Source organism: Gemmatimonadota bacterium (assembly GCA_016712265.1).
Lineage (GTDB): Bacteria > Gemmatimonadota > Gemmatimonadetes > Gemmatimonadales > Gemmatimonadaceae > RBC101.
Window position 1 is genome coordinate 1,338,375 of sequence record JADJRJ010000031.1, and the last position, 21,398, is coordinate 1,359,772.

Annotated in this window: 18 protein-coding genes; 16 read left to right on the forward strand and 2 right to left on the reverse strand. The window is 67.7% G+C overall.

Going from position 1 to position 21,398, the window contains the following annotated elements:
- The first annotated feature begins 32 nt into the window (after positions 1–32).
- The 8 genes from IPK85_26685 to IPK85_26720 all read left to right on the forward strand — a co-directional run bounded on the left by IPK85_26685 (position 33) and on the right by IPK85_26720 (position 7,576).
- Positions 33–1,160, forward strand: a complete 1,128-nt coding sequence (locus tag IPK85_26685) for a PilT/PilU family type 4a pilus ATPase (protein ID MBK8250952.1) — start codon at positions 33–35, stop codon at positions 1,158–1,160.
- 14 nt (positions 1,161–1,174) lie between these two features.
- Positions 1,175–2,074, forward strand: a complete 900-nt coding sequence (locus tag IPK85_26690; GenBank protein ID MBK8250953.1) for a dihydrodipicolinate synthase family protein — start codon at positions 1,175–1,177, stop codon at positions 2,072–2,074.
- A 327-nt stretch (positions 2,075–2,401) separates the two neighbouring features.
- Positions 2,402–3,142, forward strand: coding sequence for a M28 family peptidase (locus IPK85_26695; GenBank protein MBK8250954.1), 741 nt, complete (start codon positions 2,402–2,404; stop codon positions 3,140–3,142).
- Between the two features lie 81 nt (positions 3,143–3,223).
- Entirely contained in the window at positions 3,224–3,643 is a 420-nt protein-coding gene (locus IPK85_26700; GenBank protein ID MBK8250955.1) for a DUF456 family protein, read from the forward strand.
- 49 nt (positions 3,644–3,692) lie between these two features.
- The gene (locus tag IPK85_26705; GenBank protein ID MBK8250956.1) at positions 3,693–4,187 is read left to right on the forward strand and encodes a DUF1269 domain-containing protein; all 495 of its coding nucleotides are present in this window, start codon (positions 3,693–3,695) and stop codon (positions 4,185–4,187) included.
- Positions 4,188–4,264: 77 nt separating this feature from the next.
- Positions 4,265–5,560, forward strand: a complete 1,296-nt coding sequence (locus tag IPK85_26710) for an adenylosuccinate synthase (GenBank protein MBK8250957.1) — start codon at positions 4,265–4,267, stop codon at positions 5,558–5,560.
- 4 nt (positions 5,561–5,564) lie between these two features.
- A complete protein-coding gene (ypdA, locus tag IPK85_26715) occupies positions 5,565–6,587 on the forward strand; it encodes a YpdA family putative bacillithiol disulfide reductase (GenBank protein ID MBK8250958.1) in 1,023 nt (340 codons plus the stop codon).
- Positions 6,588–6,610: 23 nt separating this feature from the next.
- Positions 6,611–7,576 (forward strand): MBL fold metallo-hydrolase, encoded by a 966-nt coding sequence (locus IPK85_26720; GenBank protein MBK8250959.1) that lies wholly within the window; start codon positions 6,611–6,613, stop codon positions 7,574–7,576.
- Positions 7,577–7,678: 102 nt separating this feature from the next.
- Here IPK85_26720 and IPK85_26725 read toward each other — a convergent pair whose 3' ends face one another.
- Positions 7,679–8,347 carry a hypothetical protein gene (locus IPK85_26725; GenBank protein MBK8250960.1) on the reverse strand — a complete coding sequence of 223 codons (669 nt, stop codon included), beginning with the start codon at positions 8,345–8,347 and terminating at the stop codon, positions 7,679–7,681.
- Positions 8,348–8,491: 144 nt separating this feature from the next.
- Here IPK85_26725 and IPK85_26730 point away from each other — a divergent pair, with 144 nt between their 5' ends.
- The 8 genes from IPK85_26730 to IPK85_26765 all read left to right on the forward strand — a co-directional run bounded on the left by IPK85_26730 (position 8,492) and on the right by IPK85_26765 (position 18,412).
- On the forward strand, positions 8,492–9,973 hold the full coding sequence (locus IPK85_26730) for a tryptophan 7-halogenase (protein MBK8250961.1): 1,482 nt from the start codon (positions 8,492–8,494) through the stop codon (positions 9,971–9,973).
- 52 nt (positions 9,974–10,025) lie between these two features.
- Positions 10,026–11,708 (forward strand): quinohemoprotein amine dehydrogenase subunit alpha, encoded by a 1,683-nt coding sequence (peaA, locus tag IPK85_26735; protein ID MBK8250962.1) that lies wholly within the window; start codon positions 10,026–10,028, stop codon positions 11,706–11,708.
- A complete protein-coding gene (gene peaB / locus IPK85_26740) occupies positions 11,705–13,126 on the forward strand; it encodes a quinohemoprotein amine dehydrogenase maturation protein (GenBank protein ID MBK8250963.1) in 1,422 nt (473 codons plus the stop codon). Before peaA ends, peaB begins: the two co-directional genes overlap by 4 nt.
- Positions 13,127–13,139: 13 nt before the next feature.
- Positions 13,140–13,508, forward strand: a complete 369-nt coding sequence (gene qhpC, locus IPK85_26745; protein MBK8250964.1) for a quinohemoprotein amine dehydrogenase subunit gamma — start codon at positions 13,140–13,142, stop codon at positions 13,506–13,508.
- Positions 13,505–14,596 carry a hypothetical protein gene (locus tag IPK85_26750; protein MBK8250965.1) on the forward strand — a complete coding sequence of 364 codons (1,092 nt, stop codon included), beginning with the start codon at positions 13,505–13,507 and terminating at the stop codon, positions 14,594–14,596. Before qhpC ends, IPK85_26750 begins: the two co-directional genes overlap by 4 nt.
- Before the next feature lie 59 nt (positions 14,597–14,655).
- The gene (locus IPK85_26755) at positions 14,656–16,326 is read left to right on the forward strand and encodes an ABC transporter ATP-binding protein (protein MBK8250966.1); all 1,671 of its coding nucleotides are present in this window, start codon (positions 14,656–14,658) and stop codon (positions 16,324–16,326) included.
- On the forward strand, positions 16,323–16,988 hold the full coding sequence (locus IPK85_26760) for a S8 family serine peptidase (GenBank protein ID MBK8250967.1): 666 nt from the start codon (positions 16,323–16,325) through the stop codon (positions 16,986–16,988). Before IPK85_26755 ends, IPK85_26760 begins: the two co-directional genes overlap by 4 nt.
- A gap of 80 nt (positions 16,989–17,068) precedes the next feature.
- A complete protein-coding gene (locus IPK85_26765; protein ID MBK8250968.1) occupies positions 17,069–18,412 on the forward strand; it encodes a glycine--tRNA ligase in 1,344 nt (447 codons plus the stop codon).
- Here IPK85_26765 and IPK85_26770 read toward each other — a convergent pair.
- Entirely contained in the window at positions 18,388–21,339 is a 2,952-nt protein-coding gene (locus tag IPK85_26770) for a PAS domain S-box protein (GenBank protein MBK8250969.1), read from the reverse strand. The two genes, IPK85_26765 and IPK85_26770, sit on opposite strands and share 25 nt — an antisense overlap.
- Positions 21,340–21,398: the final 59 nt, after the last annotated feature.

The window sequence follows — 21,398 nt, forward strand, 5'->3', positions numbered from 1 at the left end:
GGTGGAGTCACCATTCGACGTTTGGACGGGCGATGGAAACGATCATCAAGGCAGCAGTGGAGCGGGGGGCCTCGGACCTCCACATCAAGGCGGGCGACGTCTTCCGCGCCCGCATCGACGGCAAGCTCGTCCCGTTGACCAAGCAGGCGCTGACCCCGGAGCAGACGCGGGCGATCGCGCTCAAGCTCATCTCCAACGAAAAGGTCAAGGCCAACATCGACTCGCTGTTGGACCATGACTGCTCCTGGGGGGCGCCGGGGATTGGGCGCTTCCGCGTGAATATCCTGCGTCAGCGATCGAGCTTCATGATCGTGATGCGGGTAATCCCGTTCCGCGTGCCGACCATCGAGCAGCTCAACCTGCCGCCGGTGATCGAGCGCATCGCCGCGACCGAACGCGGCATGGTCCTCGTCACCGGGGTCACCGGGTCCGGCAAGAGTTCGTCGATGGCCGCCATGATGGGACACATCAACAGCAACATGGAGCGCCACATCGTGACGCTCGAGGAGCCGATCGAGTTCCTCCACCGCGACCTGAAGAGCTCCATCACGCAGCGAGAGATCGGGGTCGACACGGAGAACTTTCGCGTGGGCCTCAAGGCTGCCCTGCGACAGGACCCGGACGTCATTGTGCTGGGAGAACTGCGCGACACGGAGACGATCGACACCGCGATGAAGGCCGCGGAGACGGGGCACCTGCTCCTCGCGACCGTGCATACGCCCGATGCCCAGGCGACCATCATGCGCATTGTCTCGATGTTCCCACCGGAGGAACAGGAGGTGATCAGGATCCGCTTGTCGGAATCCCTGGCGGCGGTGGTGTCGCAGCGCCTCCTCCCACGCGCCGATGGCCGCGGGCGTGCCGTCGCGTGCGAGATCATGATCAACACGCCGCTGATCGCCGACCTCATTCTCAACCAGCGCGTCGGCGAGATTCGCGACTACATGGCCGACGGGCGCGACCAGTACGGCATGCAGACGTTCGACCAGCACCTCGCGGACCTGGTGGCGCAGGGGGTGGTGACCTTCCCGACGGCACTCGCCGCCTCGACGCGGCCGGCGGATTTCGAGCTGCAGATGAGTATGTTTCAGGCCGCCGCGCGGCGCGGGTCAGACGCCCCTGCTGATCCCTTTGCCGCGGGAGCGACCACCCTCACCTGAGCGCGGAGTCGGCCGTGAAACTGTCGTTGCGTGGAGTCTTTGGCCCGGTTATCACCACCTTCGACGCACGCGGCGAGCTGGATCTCGACGCCTTCGGGGCAAACGCCGCGGCGCATCTCGGGGCCGGGTTGCATGGCCTGGTGGTTGCGGGATCGACGGGCGAAGCGGCGCTTCTGGAAGAGGGCGAGCGCCAACGATTGGTCGAGATGGCGCGCAGCGTGACACCGGCCGACAAGCGGCTGATTGTTGGCACCGGCGCCGAGTCGACGAAGGCGTGCGTGCGGCGCTGCCGGGAGGCCGCCGAGCGCGGGGCCGACGCGGTGCTCGTGGTGGCGCCTCACTACTACGCCAACGCGATGACGAGCGCCTGTTTGCAGGCGCACTACGAGCGGGTCGCGGATGAGTCGCCGATCCCGGTCCTGCTCTACAACATCCCGAAGTACATGCATTTCAAGCTCGAGGGCGAGCTGGTCGCACGTCTCGCAGAGCATGACAATGTCATCGGGATGAAGGATTCCTCGGGAGACCTGGCGTACCTGCCGCAGTACCTCGCGGCCCAGTCGGATGCGTTCACCGTCATTACTGGTCATGGCGGCTCGTTCCACCAAGCGCTGCAGCTCGGAGTTGGGGGCGGTATCCTGGCGGTGGCCCTCTTCGCTCCCGCGTTGTCCCTGGAGGTGTTCGATGCCTTCCAGGGCGGAAACGTCGCGGCGAGCAAGGCGGCCCAGGATCGCATGACTCCCATGGCGCTGGAGATCGTGGGGCGCATGGGAATTCCCGCGGTCAAGGCCGCGCTGGGGCGCGTCGGCTATCGCGGGGGGCCGGTGCGACTCCCGCTGCTCGACGCGTCTGCGGCCGATCTGGCGGACGTGGAGCGTCTGTTGCGTGAGGCGAGCCTCGCCCGCGTTGCCTGACGAGGCTCCGCTCCCGCCCGCGGCGCGTCACCTGCACGCCGTCGGGCGCGCGCCACGGCCGGCAGGGAGTGCGGCCGAGGCAGAGGCACGGGCGTGGTGCCGCCGCGTCCTCGAACAACACGGCTTCTCCGTCACGGAGGAGCCGTTCGCGTATTCGGCCGCGGTGGCCCGCTGGATGGTGCCGGTGGTCTCCGCGATGGTCGCCGTTTCCCTGGCGGCCACCGCCGCGAGTTGGCGGGCCGGGGGCGATGGGGCGAGCATCCTGGTCGTTAGGCGTCCTGGGCCTGGTCGATCGTGCTGGCGGCGCGCTGGGCCGCGCGGACGGGTGTGCTGTCCCTCCCTTTGGCGCGGCGTGCGGGGATCAACCTGGTGGGCACCCGTGGGTCGCCGACGGTCTGGCTCGTGGCCCATCTCGACACCAAGTCGCAACCGATGCCGACCCTGGTGCGCGCCGCCCTCCTGGTCATCCTGGGCCTCGTCCTCGTCGGGACGGTGCTCGTGGGGTTCTCGTGGCCGGCACGCGCGGAGGCACCCTGGGTGATCCCGCTGGTCGGGACCGTGGCCGGGATCGTGTTGTCCTTCGCGACCGTGGGGGAGGATTCCCCGGGGGCCCGGGACAACGGGACGGGAGTCGCCGCGGTGCTGGCCACGATCGAGCGCCTGCCGCCGACCGCGTCGTTAGGCGTGGTGTTCCCCAGCGCCGAGGAGTTGGGGCTAGCCGGGATGCGCGCGTGGGTCCGCGGGCGGCCACGGGGCACCGCGATCAACGTGGACACGGTGGACGATGACGGCGCGCTGCGATGCATGGTGCATGGTGCACAGTCCCGCCCGCTGGCGGGCGCGGTGGCTCGCGCCGGGCAGGTCCGGGTGTCCGGGGTGATCCCGGGGCTGCTGACCGACGGTGTGGCGCTCGCGGACGCCGGGTGGCAGGCCGTGACGGTGAGCGGGGGGACCTGGCGGACCCTCGCGCGAATCCACCGACCTGGCGACACCGTAGTTGGGCTCACCGGTCGCGGTGCGGACGACGTTGCCCGGCTCCTCACCACGCTGCTGACCACACGCCCCTGACGACATGGCCCTGCTTGCGCTCGCCGCGGTCTTCACGCTGTCGCTGTTCCTTGTCCCCTGGGCCTCCCCGGCCTGTGGTTCATGGTTGGCGCGGCCTTCGTCTACAACTGGATCGTCCCAGCCGCAGGAATCTCGGGACTCGCGATTGGAGTTGCCGCGGCGCTCGCGCTACTCGCGGAAGTACTGGAGTGGACGCTGTCGACGAAGTACACGGCCAAGTACGGCGGGTCGTCGCGCGCGGGGTGGGGAGCGATTCTCGGAGGGATCGCCGGCGCCATGCTGGGCGTTCCCGTGCCCATCATCGGATCGGTGATCGGTGCGTTCGCGGGGGCCTTTGCCGGGGCCCTGGTCATGGAGTACACGCGCAAGGAAGCCACGGGGAGCTCGGCCACGCGGGTGGCCACCGGCGCCCTGATTGGCCGCGTGATGGCCGCGGCGGCCAAGACGGGGCTTGGGTGTGCCGTGGCGATCATCTTGTGGTTCAGCGCGTGGCGCGGTTAGCTAACGTATCCCCCAGTCGCACGCTCCACCTACTTCACTGCCGCCAGCCATGACCGTCCCTCCGCCGCCAGCACCAGTCTCCAAGAAGATCATTGTCGCCTCGTACCCGTCGACAACCGGGGCGAAGGCCGGCCTCGATCGCCTCAAGAATGCCGGCGCGCGCCTGGGGAACGTTGCCCTCGTACAGCGGTTGATCGACGGGCGCGTGGAGTTCACCGAGACGCAGGATTGGGGGTTGGGAAAGAGCGCTGCGGTGGGAGCGCTCGCCGCGATGCTCCTGCCCGGGATCGGGCTGATCACGGGGGCTCTGCTGGGCGGGGCCGCCGCGCATTTCATCGATGCGGGATTCCCTGACGCGTTACTCAAGCAGATGGGGAGCGGCATCCCGGAGGGGACGTCCCTGCTGATCGCGCTGACCGAGGAGGCCGATCTGGTGCACGCCGAGCGTGTGGTGGCCGACACCGGGCGGGACGATGATCGGATCTGGCCTGGAGGCGGACCTAGAGCGAGCGATGGGCAAGCTGAGGTGACCGTCCGCGGTTGATTCCCCTCGGGCCCAGCCGTAGCTTTCCCCAACGCCCCGCCGACTCCCGCCGGGGCGTCTTTTTTTGCCCGGTACCCATGTTCGATTCGAAGACCAGGACGGTCGTGATAGTCGGCGCCCAGTGGGGCGACGAGGGGAAGGGCAAGCTGGTGGATGTGCTTGCCGAGCGTGCCGATTGGGTGGTCCGCTACCAGGGCGGAGCCAACGCCGGCCATACGGTGCACATCGGCGATGAGTCGTTTGTGCTGCACCAGATCCCCAGTGGTATCCTGCACCCCGGTGTGCGCTGCGCGATTGGCAACGGCGTGGTGCTCGATCCGGAGACGCTGTTCACCGAGGTCGACGAGCTGGTGCGCGACGGGATCGACGTCGAGGGACGTCTCTACGTGAGCGATCGGGCGCACCTGGTGATGCCCTACCACAAGCTCGTGGACCAGGAGAGCCAGGCGAGTCGTGCGATCGGGACGACCGGGCGTGGCATCGGCCCGGCGTACGAGGACAAGGCTGGTCGACGGGGCATTCGCGTCGTTGACCTCAAGCATCCGGACCGGCTGCGCGAGTTGGTGCAACGAGGCTGCGACCACGCCAACATGCGGCTCGCGGCATTCGGCTCCTCGCAGCGGGCGAATGCGGACGAGGTGCTCGCGAGCCTGGGCCGGGTCTCGGCGCGCCTGCTGGCCCTCTCGGACGACCTGAGCGTTGCGCTGCACCGGGCCCTCGGCCATGGCGCCTCGGTCCTGATGGAGGGGGCGCAGGGATCGTTGCTGGACGTGGACCACGGGACGTACCCGTTTGTGACCAGCAGCAGCACGACGGTTGGTGGGGCGGCGACCGGCGCGGGCATTGCGCCGACGGCGATTCACGCGGCGTTAGGCATCGTCAAGGCGTACACGACGCGGGTGGGGAACGGTCCCCTGCCGACGGAGCTTGACGCCGAGCTGGGGGAGCGGGTGCGCCAGCTGGGCAACGAATTCGGGGCGACGACCGGCCGGCCCCGCCGCTGTGGCTGGTTCGACGCCGTGGTCGTGCGGTACGCGTCGCGCGTGAACGGGCTGACCGGGCTGGCCGTGACCAAGCTGGACGTGCTCGATACGCTCGATCGGGTGGCCCTGTGCACGGGCTACCGTCATGGCGACGAGGTGCTCCGGGAGTTTCCGGCGGATATCACCGCGCTGGAGCAGCTGGAGCCGGTATACGAGTGGATGGACGGCTGGCAGCAGTCGACCGGTGACTGTCGGTCGATGGCGGAGCTGCCGGCAGCGGCGCGGGCGTACCTGGCGCGACTGGAGGCACTGGTGGAGACCCCTGTCCGGTACGTGAGTGTCGGGACGCGCCGCGACCAGATCATCGACGTCGCACCGGGGACGGGCTGACACCGTGCATGATCGCGCCGACGTCGTGGTCATTGGGGCTGGGCCGTGCGGCCTGGCGGCCGCGATCTCGGCGCAGCGAGCCGGGTTGGGCACCATCGTGGTGGAAGCGGGCTGCGTGGTGCACGCCATCACGCAATACCCGCTGCAGGCCACCTTCTTCTCCACCGCGGAGAAGTTGTCGTTAGGTGGGTTGCCGTTCGTGATCGCGGAGCCAAAGCCGACGCGGCGCGATGCCCTGGTGTACTACCGCGCGGTCGTGCAGCACTTTGGGCTCACCGTCCGCCAGTACGAGTCCGTGCTCGCGATCGAGGGCGCGTCTCCGGCGCTGCAGGTGTTGACGGACCGGCGCGGAACGGGGCGGCGGATCACCGCCCGCGCGGTCGTGGTGGCCACCGGGTACTGGGGATCACCGAACCTGCTGCAAGTCCCCGGCGAAACGCTGCCTCATGTGAGCCACGTGTATCGTGAGGGCCACCAGGCGTTCCAGCAGGACGTGGTCGTGGTGGGCGGGGGGAACTCGGCCGCCGAGGCCGCGCTGGACCTGTGGCGCTGCGGGGCGCGCGTGACGCTCGTGCACTTCGGGACCACCTTCGACAAGAAGATCAAGCCGTGGGTCCTGCCGGACTTCACCAACCGGGTGGCGGAGGGGAGCATTGCCGTCCGGTGGGAGCGGCGGGTCGCGGCGATCGACGCGGATCACGTGGCCCTCATGGACGCGAGCGGCGCGTCCGAACGCCTGCCGGCCGACCATGTCTTCCTGCTGACGGGGTACGCCCCGGATACCGAGCTGCTGCGTGCAGTTGGTGTCACGATCGACGCGGCGAGCGGCATCCCGACCCATGACCCGACGACCATGGAGACCAATGTGCCAGGAATCTTCGTCGCGGGAGTAGTGACCGCCGGGTATGACGCGAACAAGGTCTTCATCGAGAATGGGCGGTACCACGGCGACCGGATCGTCGCCCGGTTGCAGGGCGCCTCGCCGCCGGAGCTGCCGGGGGTGAGCCGGGACCTCGACGGCGGCTAGGCCGCCCCAACACCGGAGAGTCGATGACGGGTCGTCGCGCGTTTCTGCATGATGCATTGAGCTGTGCCGGGCACCTGGCGCTGGCGTCCGCGGCCATGCCGATGCTGGCGCGACGGGCCTGGGCCGCGCCGCGCGGGGCGCGCGTCGTGGCGCTCGAGCCGTTCGGACGCCTCGAGCGGGTGGCCGACGGCGTCTGGGCGCTGGTGTCGACGCCGTTGGCCGGGGACATGACGACCGTGGCCAACGGCGGGATCGTGGCAGGGCGCGCGGGCGTATTGGTGATCGAGGGGTTCATGACGCCGGCTGGCGCTCGTTGGCTCGGCGAGCAGGCACGCACGCTCACGGGTCGTTGGCCCACGCACGTCGTGTGCACGCACTACCACAGCGATCATGTGAACGGCCTAGCGGGGTACGCCGGCGACGCGGGCCACGCGATCGTCCACCTCACGGCCGCGTCACGCGACCTTGCCGCACGCAACACCCCGGCCGATGCCATTCGCGCCTCGGCGCTCGCGACGGCGATGGTGGTCGACCCGGCCGCGCCGACGACGCTGGACCTTGGTGGGCGCATCGTGCGTCTGGTGCCGCGGGCAGGACACACCGCCAGCGACGTTACGATTGAGTTGGATGACCCAGCGGTGACGTTTTGTGGGGACCTGGTGTGGAACGCCATGTTCCCCAACTATGTCGACGCGCGTCCCGGGACCCTCGCGGCGAGTGTGCGCGCGTTGCGCCGGGCCGGTTCCGTGCACTATGTGCCCGGGCATGGGCCGGTGGCCTCTGGCGACGACCTGGCGCGCTACCTCGAGGTGCTCGGGGAGGTGGAGGTGGCCGCCCGGGCCGCGTTCGCGCGGGGGGTCGCCTCAGCGGACGCTGCCGCAACCTTCCGGATCTCTCCCTCCCTCGGGGAATGGGCGATGTTCAGCCCGACCTTCCTCCCGCGCGCGTTCGAGGCCTGGCGGCGCGAGCTGCAGTCGTCGCGCGGATAGTGCCTGCTCGGCCGCCGACGAGGCTACGAGGGCCTGTTGACCCTGCCTGTCGCCGGCCGCGCGTTTCGATCACCTTTGCGCACGGCGCGGCCGCCGGGGTGCTCAGGCGCCGTCTGCCCCTTCCAACTCGCGGAGCACGCTATCGTGGGCGGCTGACACATGGTGGCTTGGGCCGAACGACATCCAACCGTCCATCTTTGCGTCGCCCGATTGGACGTCTCTGCCGGACAATCCAATGGCCAGGGCACTACCGGGGGCCACTGTGTCGTTGACCAGCACCCACGACGTTTCGAACGATGTCCCGGCGCAGACCATTCCTCCCGGGATTGCCTCGCCTCCGACAAGTCGACTCCTGATCCCCCGGATTACCTCGCTCCCCCCGTCTCGTGGGCTTTCGGTGAACACGAACAGGTGTCGCAGGTCGGGTGCGTCGAGCTGGGAGGCGATGTGTTGGCCATTGGCAAAGTGGTCCGCCGAGTCGGGCATTCCGATGGCGACCTGCACCCCTGAGCGCTCAAACCGAAGCGCGGTCACGATCAACCCCTGCCCGATGGTGCCACCGCTGTCGGCGCGGTCGACCGAGGCGCACCCCACAAGCGGGGCCGTGCCTCGCAGGACCTCGAGGATGTGCTGGAGATCAGGATCCTCCAACCGAGGGCGAGTCCCAAACGCGAGCACCAGGTGGCAGCCGGAGATCGGGATCGTGGGATCGCTCCAACCTGTGCCTGGGTACCACCGCCACTGTTTGACCAGCACCGTGGGTCTCCACATGCGGATTTCCGGGGAACCTAACACGCCATACGGCCAGCGATACCCCGCTTGTCCAAAAGATCAACAGTTGGTAGCCGGAAGCGAGGGGCGTGGCTCGGACTCAGCGTCCGAACATTGGGGATTCGTCATCGTCTGGAACGATTCGTGACAGGAGAAGCGCGCGAGTTGACGTGTGAGGTGCTGGTGGTCGGTGGGGGCCCGGCCGCGGCCGCGGCGGCCGCGCTGCTCGCCAAGTGGGGGCACCAGGTGGTCGTTCTCGACCGCCCGGCCGTCCGCCCGGCACTGGCCGAGTCGTTGCCGCCGAGCTGCCGACGGTTGCTGGAGGTGATCGGTGTCCTGCCCGCGGTCGCGTCGGCCGGGTTCCTCGAGGCGACCGGGAACACCGTGTGGTGGGGCGGGAGCGAGCGACGTGTTGAGTTGTTCCCTGCAGGAGCGACGGGGTGGCAGGTGGACCGTGCGCGCTTTGATGAGGTGCTCCGCGCCCACGCCATCGCCTGCGGCGTGCGCTGGCACCGGCCCGCGATGGCGCGGTCGCTCGTGACGGTTGACGACGGGGTGGTCTGTACGGCCGAGGTCAACGGTGAGGAGCGGACGCTGCGTGCGCACTGGGCGATTGACGCCTCGGGCCGGACCGGGCTGGTCGCGCGACACCAGCGCATCGGCGCGGGGGTCGCTTGGCGGACCATGGCGCTCGCGGCAGAGTGGCGTCGCACGGGCGGTTGGGGGCTTCCGGAGGAAAGCCATACGCTTGTGGAGAGTGTCGAGAACGGATGGGGCTGGTCCGTCCCCGTGGACCGCGAACGTCGGTACTTCACGGTGATGTTCAATCCCGCGTCGGGGTCGCCTTCTGGCGGGGCGCTCGGCGCCGACTATCATCGGCGCCTCGCCCAGGTGCCTGCCTTGTCGGCGATCCTGGCGGGCGGGGAGTGTATCGGGGAGCCGTTTGCGTGTGATGCCTCGACCTACAGTACCGAGTCTCCAGTGGACGGGCGGGTGCTTGCCGTGGGAGACGCCGCCTCGTTCCTGGACCCGCTTTCCTCGTTTGGCGTGAAGAAGGCGCTCGCCTCGGCATGGATGGGGGCCGTGGCTATTCACACCGCCCTGGTGTCACCCGGTGCGCAAGAGGCGGCCCTCAACCTGTTTGTGCAACGCGAGGCGGAATACGTGCGTGCGGCGCGCGCGCCTCTCGGCGCCCTGTCGCGCGACGCCGTCCCGGGTGGGAGCGCGGGATTTTGGGCCGCGCGTGCGGCGATGGCGGTGGATGATGAGCAGGGGGACCTGGTGGGGACGATGCGGCAGCACCCGGGTGTCCTCCGCGCGTTTGAGGCGCTGCGCCAGCGTGACCCTGCCGTGTTGCGCCGTGGAGGGCCGGTGGTCGCGTCTGCTCCCCTGGTGCGGGAGAACCAGGTGGTGATCGCGCCTCACCTCGTGCTCGAGGGCATCCAGGCGCCAGTCCGGTTCCTGCGAAATGTCGACTTGATCGCACTGTCCGAGCTGGCCGGGGAGGGAGCGGAGATGGGCGCGTTATGCGCGGCGTACGAGCGCGCGCACGGCGTTCATCCCCTGTCAGACCTGATCGGCGCGATTTCGGTCCTGCTCGCCCATGAAGTGCTCGTGTTTGCTTGACAGGCGGTCCGGCAACGCGTAGAACTGGCGGGTTCGCGCGACGAGATTACCGATGCGAGTTTGGAGAGCCCTAACGACAGTCGTCATCTGGAGCACCCCGGCGGGTGTGGCCTTGGCACAGGGCGGCGCAACGGCGCCAGACACGGGTGGCTTCGTGGTCCGCGACCCGCTCGTCTTGCGCAAGTGCGGTGGGTGCCACAAGGCGGACAGCACCGGTCGAGTGGCCCGACTGTCATGGATCCGTAAGGCGCCGGAAGGCTGGGAGGCGTCGATCCGACGCATGGCCAGCCTGAACGGGGTGAAGATGGAAGCGGCGGAGGCGCGGGCGGTCGTGAAGTACTTCGCGAACACGCAGGGGCTCGCGCCAGCCGAGGTGAAGCCCGCCCGGTTCGAGACCGAGCGTCGCTTGATCGACTACACGTACAGCGATGGTCCGACGGACCGGACGTGCCGTGCCTGTCACTCGGTCGGTCGGGTCCTTTTGCAGCGCCGGACGCGCGCCGAGTGGGAGTTGTTGATCGCCACCCATCGCGGCTACTACCCGAACTCGGATTTTCAGGCGTTTCGGCGCGGCGGGCCTTCGCCGCGGGATTCTGCGCCGGCCCCTCATCCGATGGACCAGGCGATCGCGCACCTCTCGCGGGCCTTCCCGCTGCACACGACCGAGTGGGCCGCATGGTCCGCGACGATGCGTCCGGCGCCACTCGAGGGCACGTGGGTGCTGTCCGGGAATGAGCCGGGGCGCGGTGCATTCTACGGCAAGCTGGTCGCGACGAAGGTCCCTGGGACTGACGATGAGTTCACCACGCGGGCGACGTATCGATATGCGCGCGATGGCCGGACCGTGACGCGAGACGGCCGCTCCATTGTTTACACCGGCCACCAGTGGCGCGGCCGATCCACGCCCACTGGGGCGACGCCAGATAGCGCGTGGCGCGAAGTCGTGTCGGTAGAGCCCGGCTGGCAGGAGATGAGCGGTCGCTGGTTTCGCGGTGGTTACGACGAATTCGGGATGGACGTGACGATGCGTCGGAGCGCCGGGAGCGTGGCATTGCTCGGGGTGGAGCCGCGGGGGCTGCGGGCGGGAACCAAGGACGCCGACGTCACCGTATTCGGTTCCAACCTGCCGCGCGTTGCCGCCGCAACCGGGGTCGACTTCGGCCCTGGGGTCACCGTGTCGCGCATTGTACGCTCGACGCCGGATGAGTTGGTGCTCAAGGTGTCGGTGGACGACGCGGTGCGTCCCGGAGCGCGCGACCTGTTTGTCGGCGGCGCGTCGTTGCGGGGGGCGGTGGTCGCGTATCGCACCGTCGACCGGGTGCGCGTGACCCCGCAGTGGGGAATGGCCCGCGCCGGTGGTGTGCGCTTTCCCAAGCAGTTCGCGCAATTCGAGGCCATCGGGATGGCGAATGGTCCCGACGGCAAGCCGGAGACCGCGGACGACCTCGACCTCGGCGTGGTTCCCGTGACGTGGGCGCTTGAGGAGTATGGGGTGACCTACAAGGATGACGACATCCAGTACGTCGGGACGCTGGACCAGAAGGGGTTCTTCACGCCGAACCTTGACGGGCCCAACCCCCAACGCAGCGGGAGCCGCAACAATATCGGTGACGTGTGGGTGGTGGCGACCCACACGCCCGCAGCCCCGGGGGCACGTCCCCTCAAGGGGCGGGCGCACATGATCGTGACCGTGCCCTTGTACATGCGTTGGGAACCGACCCGGACCTCCCCATGATGTTGCTCCGGCGAGGCGAGTATCACGCGTTCGAGGCCGACGGAGCCCCGCACGTCTACCTCGTGCCATCGGCCGCGGTGTTCCGCCTCGATGGGGCGTCGGAGGCCGTGCTCGACGCGTTAGGCGCCGAGGACCTCACCCCCGAGGCGCTGTCGGCACGGCTGGCCGACCGCTTTTCCGCACCGGTGGTGCAGGAGACGGTGCACGAGTTGATGGGGGCCCAGGCGATCAAGACGGTGCAGGCGCCCGCGCCGCGCCCTGCCGTGCCGGGGCCCCGCCGACGGATTCCGCTGACCACGCTCGTCCTGAACGTGACGAGCAAGTGCAACCTGAGCTGCAAGTATTGCTACGAATACGGTGAGGACCGGCTCGTGGAGCCGTCCACCAAGCCGCGGTTCATGAGCGAGGAGACGGCGCGCGAAAGCGTCGACTTCATGTTTGCCGAGGCCGGCGATGCCCCCCGCGTGCACCTGACGTTCTTTGGCGGCGAGACGCTGCTGAACTTCAAGGTGTTGCGCTTCGCGATGTCGTACGCGAAGGAGAAAGCGGTCGCCCTCGGTAAGGAAGTGGATGCCAGCCTGACGACCAACGCCACGCTGTTGCGCGACGAGATCATCGACTGGATGGTCGAGCACAACATCGGGGTCACCGTCTCGATGGACGGTGCGCGGGAGCAGCAGGACGCCAACCGCGTCTTCGCCAACGGGATGGGGAGCTACGACAGCGTGATTCCCCGCGTGCAGGAGTTGCTGCGGCGTCATCGCCGTCGGCCGATCGGTGCGCGCGTGACGCTGACGAAGGGGAACCTCAAGGTGCGCGAGATCTACCAGCACCTGAAGCACGACGTCGGCTTCTACGAGGTCGGCTTTGCCCCGGTGACCACCAGCTGGCAGCGCGACTACGCGATTCAGGATGACGGGTTCGAGCAGATGTTGCAGGAATTCCAGTTGCTGGCTCGCGAATTCCTGGAGACGTCACTCGACGGCCGTCATCATGGGTTCAGCAATGTGCGCGATACCCTTGAAGAGATCCACAAGGGCGTGGCCAAGGCCTATCCCTGTGGGGCAGGACTTGGATTGTTAGGTGTTGCGACCGACGGCGACGTGGCCCTCTGCCACCGCTTTGCCGGCTCCGACTCGCACAAGCTGGGCACAGTGCGAGACGGGATCGACCACGGGCGGCAGGACGAGTACCTGCGGTCGCATCACATTGACCACAAGACCGACTGCCGGACGTGCTGGGCGCGGTCACTGTGCGCTGGCGGGTGTTACCATGAGGCGCACACCCGGTACGGGTCGACGGCCCAGCCCAACCTGCACTATTGCGAATGGATCCGTCGCTGGAGCGCGACGTGCCTGGAAGTGTACGCAACGCTGGCCGCGCGGCGGCCAGAGTTCCTGAGACAGTTCGACGCCTGAGGAGAGGAGGCCGATGCGCCACCTGAGTGCCATCAATCGCAAGGCCCACGCCATCGACGGCGTGCTCGCCGCCGACGCGGCGCGCGCCGCAGCGACCGGCGACGCACACGATGTCGCGGACGTCGTGGCCCTGCAGCAGCGACAAGACGGGCCACACATCCCGCTCGGCTGCTCGTTTGTCTTTGCCCCCGGGTGGGAAGTCGATAGTTCCGGGTCGACGGCCGGACTCTGTGCGCCGGTCGAGCGCGACCTGTATGACTGCTATGTCACCTGCTTCTGGCCGATCCACGTGCCAGACCTGTACAATCACGCGCCCGACTGGACCGCGAAGTGTGCCGCGGCCCAACAGGATTGGCGCAAGATTGACCTGATCTTCCCATGAGCTTGCCCAACTCCGTCGTGCAGCTCGCCGCCTCCGCGGCGTGGCTGTTCCTGGTTGCGCAGGGCGCCGCGGCCCAGCCCGTCAGTGGCGGCACCGGCACGGTGTATTACGCGACCTACGCCAAGAAGATCTTCGTCATCGACGAAGCGTCGCTCGCGGTGAAGGACTCCATGCCGGTGTCGATCGGCATCCCGTTCGGGATGACGCTTTCCGGTGATCGGCAGCACCTGTACACGACCGAGCCCACGCGGCAGTGGTTCGAGGTCTTCGACCTCAAGACGCGCAAGGCGATCTCGAAGTTCACGCTCTCTGACGATACGCGAGAGGTGCGCATCTCGGGGTTCAACGTGGACCCGAAAGAGCGGTATGCCGTGTTGCTCGTGAAGACCGCGACCAAGAAGTCTGATCGATTTGAGATCGGCAAGCCGACGTTGCTCAAGTACGACCTGCAGAAGAAGGTGGTCACGGACACGATCAAGTGGCCAGCGGGAGAGGAGCGCGACTTCGCGCAGATCGTGCTCTCGCCAGACGGCAACCTGATGTACTTCTTTACGTCCGAGGACATCCTCATCTACGATGCGCTCACCCTCAAGCAGGTCGATCGGTGGGACCTGCAGCGCAGTGTGGACGATGGCCTGGGGCGATGGAACTTCGGATTCCCCGAGAGCCTGTACGAAGAGCCGGGGTTCTTCACCGGGCTCTTTCGTTCGACGGACCCGATCAATAACCGAACGCTGATGGGGGTGGCGCGCGTCGACCTGGCACAGAAGGCTGTGGAGTTCTACTCACTCGGCCCCAGTGACGGTGTGGGATTCTCGCTGGCGCCGGGGCGCCGCCGGGCCTACGGGCTCAAGCAGCAGGTGGGGAACTACCAGTTCTGGATGTATGACCTCGAGAATCGCCGCGTCGCGCAACGCGTGGAATTCGCTGGCCGGCCCCGCATGGGGCTCGACGTATCGACCAACGGTCGTTTGCTCTACGTGCACACGGCGGGTCCGACGATTGACCTGTACGACGCCGAGACACTGCGGTTCGTGCGCACGGTCGAGTATCCCGCGGACATGACGGACTTCCTCCTCGTGCCGTAAGGACATGGAGAGCGGCCACGGGGGCGAATGGCTCCCCGTGGCCTGGTGTGTACCTCGCGATGCTGCCCCCTGACCTTCTTCGGGCCCTCGGGTTCGTGCGTCGCCATGCGTGGCGCCTGGTGCCGGTCGTTGGGCTCACCCTGTTCGCGACCGCTCTCTCGCTATCTCAGCCCTTCCTGTCGCGCATCCTGGTTGATCGGGCCCTGCTCGGGCGGGATGTGCGCATCCTCGCATGGACGGTCCTCGGCTTCCTGGGGCTCACGGCGCTGAGCCTGGCCTGCAATGCCATCGCCGGGTTGCGCTACACACGGGTCTCCGCCGACATCCTGTTCGAGATGCGCCTCGAGGTCCTGGCGCACCTGCAGCGGCTTTCGCCGCGCTACTTCACTGCGACTCCCCTCGGGCAGATCGCATCGCGGATCAACAGCGACATCGCCGAGATCCAGCGCGTGGTGAGTGAGGTGGCCCTCGCCTGGATCGGGCAGGTGGTGTTTCTCGTGGGGAGTGTCGTGATGCTGGTCGTGCTGGACGTGCGCCTCTTTCTGTTGACGCTGGTGGCCTTTCCGCCGGCGCTCGTCTCGCTGGTCTGGTATCGCCGCCGGTTGGAAGGGTCCGTGACCGAGGTGCGGGAGCACAGTGCGGGGGTGGGCACGTTCTTGATCGAGGCGTTGCAAGGGATGCGGCTGCTGGTGGCGCACAACGCCGAGTTCCGCTCGCGCGAGGAGTTCGCGCGTCGCAACGAGGGATTCGTCGGTGCGCTGATGTCGATGCGACGTCTCACCTACCTCGCGGGTGGGCTCCCAGGGGTTGTCCTCTCGGTCGGGAGTGCGGCGGTGTTTTTTTACGGCGGGTGGCGCGTGATCACGGGCGAGATCTCGATGGGGACGATGGTGGCCTTCGTGGCGTACCAGATGCGCCTGCTGTCGCCGGTGCAGGGATTGATGGGTATCTACACGAGTGTTGCAGCTGCCCGGGTGTCCCTGCGACGGGTCCAGGAGATCCTGGACACCCCGGTGGCCGTGCCCGACGGCGCGGTGTCCAGCCCGGTCCCGGAGGTGCGTGGGGCGATCGCCGTGCGGGGGGTGAGCTACCAGTACGATCGCGGGGCCGTACTGCGTGATGTCTCGTTCGACGTCGCGGCGGGGGAATGGGTGGCGATCGTCGGGGCCAGCGGCGGCGGCAAGTCGAGCCTGGCAGACCTGCTGGTGCGGTACGCGGACCCAGACCGGGGCCAGCTGACGCTGGACGGCCACGACTTGCGGCAGTTCCCGCTCACCGATGTGCGTCGTGCGGTGTTGGTCGTTGACGGCGAGCCGTTCGTCCTTCATGCATCGGTACGCGACAACCTGCGCCTTGCGTCCCCGGATGCCCCGGATGAACGCCTGGTCGACGCGTTGGCGCAGGCAGGGATGGGGGCATGGCTCGCGGCCGCTCCCGAGGGGCTGGCGACGGTCCTTGGTGAACGCGGCCGCGCGCTGTCGTCCGGCGAGCGCCAGCGACTGGCGATTGCGCGCGCCATCCTCGCGGATCCCCCGGTGCTGATTCTCGATGAAGCGACCGGGGCGCTCGACGTGGCGACGGAAGGTGCCCTGCTCGACGCGCTGCGTCCCTGGCTCGCGCGGCGCACGGTCCTCTGCATTACGCACCGACCGTCGGTAGCGGCGATGGCGGCCCGGACGATCAGCCTGCGAGATGGCACCGTCGCTCCCGCCGAAGGAGCCGTGGCATGACGGGCCACGGGCGAGCTCCAGTCCGGGTGGCGGTGATCGACAGCGGGATCGCGGCAGGCCATCCTCACGTCGGCCGGGTGGTCGGGGGGACGGCACTCGTGGGCGAGGACCCGAGTGCATGGCAGGACCGACTTGGGCACGGGACGGCGGTTGCGGGGGCGATCAGCGACTTGGCGCCAGGGGTGGAGCTGTTGTCGGTACGCGTGTTCGACACGACGCTCGCGACCACCGCGCGCTTGCTCTGTCAGGCGATCGACTGGGCCGCGGATCAGGGTGCCGACCTCATCAACCTGAGTGTCGGGACGACGAACGAGGCGCACCGGCCCCTGTTTGAGGCGGCGGTTTCCCGTGCCAGGGAACGGGGTGCATGGGTCGTCGCGGCGGCGATGGATCGTTCGGTGGGTCTTCTGCCCGGCATGCTCAATGGGGTCGTCGGCGTCGTGGCCGATCCCTCGTGCCCGAGGGGCGAGGTGCGCCAGGTCATGGGGACCGTCGGCGTTCAGCTGGGGGCCTCGCCTCGCCCGCGTCCCATCCCCGGGGTGCCGCCGGAGCGCAACCTGAGCGGCGTCTCCTTTGCTGTCGCGAACGCGACGGGAGTCCTCGCCGCTATGCGGGGGAGCGCTCACCCCATCGACCTGGCCGTGTGGCCCGGCGATCGGTAGAAGTGATGGCACCCCTGCGAAAGCGGGGGACTGACCGGCTATCTTGCCGTGCCGATCCACTGTCCCAAGCCTGAGCCCCGATGTCCCATCCCGACGTCATGGAGAAACTCGTGTCGCTGTGTAAGCGACGCGGCTTCATCTTCCAGTCCTCCGAGATCTATGGAGGCGCGGGCTCGGTGTGGGACTACGGGCCGCTCGGCGTGGAGCTCAAGAAGAACCTGAAGGACCGCTGGTGGCACGCGATGGTCCGCTCCCGAGACGATATCGAGGGGCTGGATGCGGCCATCCTGATGCATCCCCGTGTCTGGGAGGCTTCCGGTCACGTCGCGGGCTTCACCGATCCCATGGTGGACTGCAAGGCATGCAAGGCGCGTTTTCGGGCCGACAAGCTCGAGGATGCCCAGTGCCCGCGGAAACCGAGCAAGACCCCTGGCGCACACGGGGACTGCCAGTTGACCGAGCCGCGCCTGTTCAACCTGATGTTCAAGACGCACATCGGGCCGATGGAAGACACGGCGAGCGTCGCCTACCTGCGGCCGGAGACGGCACAGGGGATCTACGTGAACTTCCTCAATGTGCAGCAGGCGTCACGCCAGAAGATCCCCTTCGGCATCGCGCAGATTGGCAAGGCGTTCCGCAACGAGATCACGCCCGGGAATTTCATCTTCCGCACGCGTGAGTTCGAGCAGATGGAGATGCAGTTCTTCGTTGATCCCCAGGCGGACCACATGGAGTGGTTCGAGTACTGGAAGGCGCAGCGCATGGCGTGGCATCGGTCGCTGGGCCTCGACGAGGGCCGCTTGCTCTTCCACCAGCACACCGACAAGGAGCTGGCCCACTACGCACGGGCGGCGTTCGACATCCAGTTCGACTTTGGCGGGACCCTCGGCTTCCAGGAGATCGAGGGGGTGCACCACCGCGGGGATTTTGACCTCGGACGACACCAGGAGTATTCGTCCAAGCGGCTGGAGTATGTGGACCAGGTGTCCAATCGCCGCTACATACCGTTTGTCGTCGAGACGTCGGTGGGGGCGGACCGGACCACGTTGGCTGTGCTCGTGAACGGCTACCGTGAAGAAGAGGTCCCCGGGGAGAGCGAGGGTCGGGTGGTGCTCAAGCTCGACCCGCGCGTCGCGCCGGTGAAGGCCGGCATTTTCCCGCTGGTCAAGAAGGATGGGATGCCGGAGTTCGCCGACAAGCTGGCGAAGGAGCTGCGCGTGCGTTTCCCCGTCTTCCTCGACGAGAGTGGAGCCATTGGACGGCGCTACCGTCGGCAGGATGAGGTCGGGACCCCATTCTGCCTTACCGTCGATGGACAAACGATGCAGGACGGGTCGGTGACCGTCCGGGACCGCGACACCCTGGCGCAGGAGCGGGTGGCCGCGGACCAGGTGGCCGCCTACCTCGCCGCGCGCGTCTCCTGAGTGTTGGTGTTGGCGCGCACCCAGCGCGCCAACATCTCCTCCATGTCCCGCGGGATGATCGGCTTCGCCAGGTAGTCGTCCATTCCGGCGGCGATGCAGCGCTCGCGGTCCCCGACGAGCGCATTCGCCGTCAAGGCGATGATGGGGACGCGACGACCCATCGCGCCTTCGTCCTCGCGAATGCGCGCCGTGGCCTCGAAGCCGTCCATCTCCGGCATGTCGCAGTCCATAAAGACACAGTCGTAGTGTTCGGCGAGCACCATCTCCAGCGCCTGCCGCCCGTCCGCCGCACATGCCACGGTGCAGCCGAGGTTTTGAAGCATCGCTTCAGCGACGAGCCGGTTGACGTCATTGTCTTCGGCGATGAGGACGCGGACCCCTTCGAATGTCGGGCGCACCTCGTGCTGCTCTCCCGTGAGTCGACCTTGGAGTCGGACGGGTTCCAAGGCACTGTCGGGGCCATCGCGCAGCTCAGCCACGCAGTCGAGAAGCGCCTGGGTGAACACCGGGATCCGCGCCAGGGGCTTCGCGAGGATACGGGCGCGAGATCCGGAGAGGAGCTCCTGCAACGTCTGCCGTCGGCGCGCCCCGGTGATGGCTATGCATCGACACCGACTCACGGAGGCGCGGGATTCAGTCACCCGAATGGCGGTGGCGGTGTCCCACTCAGCCGGTTGGTCGTCGATGACCACGATCGCGTGGGTGCCTGCCGGCAGCCCGTCAAGAGCGATCGGAATGTCGCGCGGGTGATTCACCTGGGAATGGCCAACGCCGAGGTGACCAAGGAGCGCGGATGCGGCCGCCGCGAGGATGGCGCAATCCGCGACCAGGATCACGTGTGCTCCAGCGAGTTCGTCCACGGCGGCCGGAACATCCGGAGTGTTCGGGACGGGCAGCGAAAACCAGAAGGTGGAGCCTTCGCCCGGTTGGGACGTGACCCCGATCTGGCCGCCCATCGCCTCGACGAGGCGCCGGGAGATCGCCAGGCCGAGCCCCGTCCCGCCGAATCGCCGTGTGGTGCTGCTGTCGGCCTGCGAGAACTTCTCAAAGATGAGTTGCTGTTTGTCTGCCGGAATGCCGATGCCGGTATCGCGCACGCTGAACCGCAGGACATCTGGCGCGGGACGCTCGATGCGCACGGTCACCCCGCCGCGTTCCGTGAACTTTGCGGCGTTTCCGCAGAGGTTGATGAGCACCTGCCGCAAACGCTTGGGGTCGCCGACGAAGTGCGGGATCGGGGGACAGTCCCAGTGTACCACCAACTCCAGTCCCTTTTCGTCAATGCGCGGGTTGACGAAGTCGGTAACCTCGGCCACGGTGGTCCGGAGATCGAAGTCAATCGACTCCAACTCGAGCTTGCCGGCCTCGATCTTGGAGAAGTCGAGGATGTCGTCAATGAGTGTGAGGAGGATCTCGCCGGAGCGGCGGATGGTCTGCGCGTACTCTTCCTGCTGCGCCGTGAGCCCCGTGCCGAGGAGGAGGTGGGCGACGCCGATCACCCCGTTCATGGGCGTGCGAATCTCGTGGCTCATCGCGGCGAGGAACTCGCTCTTGGCGCGATTCGCCCGATCGGAGAGGTCGCGGGAATGGGCGAGCTCGGCCTCGACTTCCTTCTGGCGGGTGATGTCGACGTGGATGCCGACCATGCGCGCGGGTAGCCCGTGTGCGTCGTGCTCGATCAAGCGACCGAGGGCAAGGATCCAGACCCAGCGCCCGGCCTTGTGCTTCATGCGAAACTCCACGCGGTACAGTCGCGTCTGTCCCGCGAGGTGCGCCTTCAGGGCTTCGTCAATTGCCGTCAGGTCTTCGTTGTGCACGAGGGAGAGCCACCGGCTTCCGGATCCCTCGATTTCGCTTTCTGCATAACCGACCAGGTGACACCACTGCCGGTCGAAGACGGCGGCATCGGTGGTGGGGTTCCAGTCCCAGCGACCAATCCCGGTCGCGTCGAGGATCAGGTCGTGCCGTTCCTCGGCCGCCCGGAGGTCCTCGATGGCCCGTCGTCGCTCGCGGTCGACGCGAATCGCGGAGAGGATCTGTCCGCAGGTGGCGACGGTCAGTCCGCAGTCTGCGGCGACATCGGCATCGTAGTCCATGCCACGATTGGCCAGGCCCACCATGCCAATCGTGGCGCCGCCGACCATGATCGGGATCGCGGCGATGTTGCGAAGGGTCGGTGCGTCCGGCAAGTGACCGTGGGCGAGGTCCTCGCGAGTCGCGGGGTTCGCGAACCGCGGCACGGTCCCTTCGGCGGCCGCCTCGAAAAACGCGCCCGGGCGCAGAAATTCCATTCCGAGGCCGGCGCTGGCCTCGTAGTACGACAGTTCCTCCTCGCTCCAGGAATCTGACAAGACCGCGTGCAGCTGGAAGAATCGCGTCCCGGCCTCCTCTCGCAGCTCGGCGATGAACCCGTACTCGGAGCCGGATGCCTCCAGAAAGAGCGCGACGAGGGCCTGACACACGCGTTCTGTAGGCGCCCCTCCGATGAACAGCGCCTGGATCTCGCGGAGCTGATTCAGTGCTTCCTTCGCCCGGACGACCTCTGCCTCGGCGTTCCGCTGCGCCGTGACATCCACAAAGGTGGAGACGACACCGTTACGCTGGCTGCCCTGCTCGACGCGTGCGGTATTGATGGAGATCCAGTTCAGGCTCCCGTCAGGGCGGTGGACCCCCATGATGACCCCACGCTGGGGTTCCCCGGTGCGCAGGGTCACCATGGCGGGGTGGTCACTCCCCGGGAAGTCAGTCCCATCCACGCGGACCGCGCGCCAGCGGGCGTCCACCGAGGAGCGACCGAGAAGCTGGTCGTTGGTCAGCCCGAGGAGCTGGGAGGCGGCGGGGTTGGCTTCCACGATGGCGCCGGCCTCGTCCTGGAGGACGATTCCCTCAGCAACCGTTTCGAATACCGTTTGGAGCCGGGCGAACATGGGCTTTGATTTCAGGCGGGAAGCCGGGGCATTCCGGAGTGTCGGGCGGGTGGGGGCTG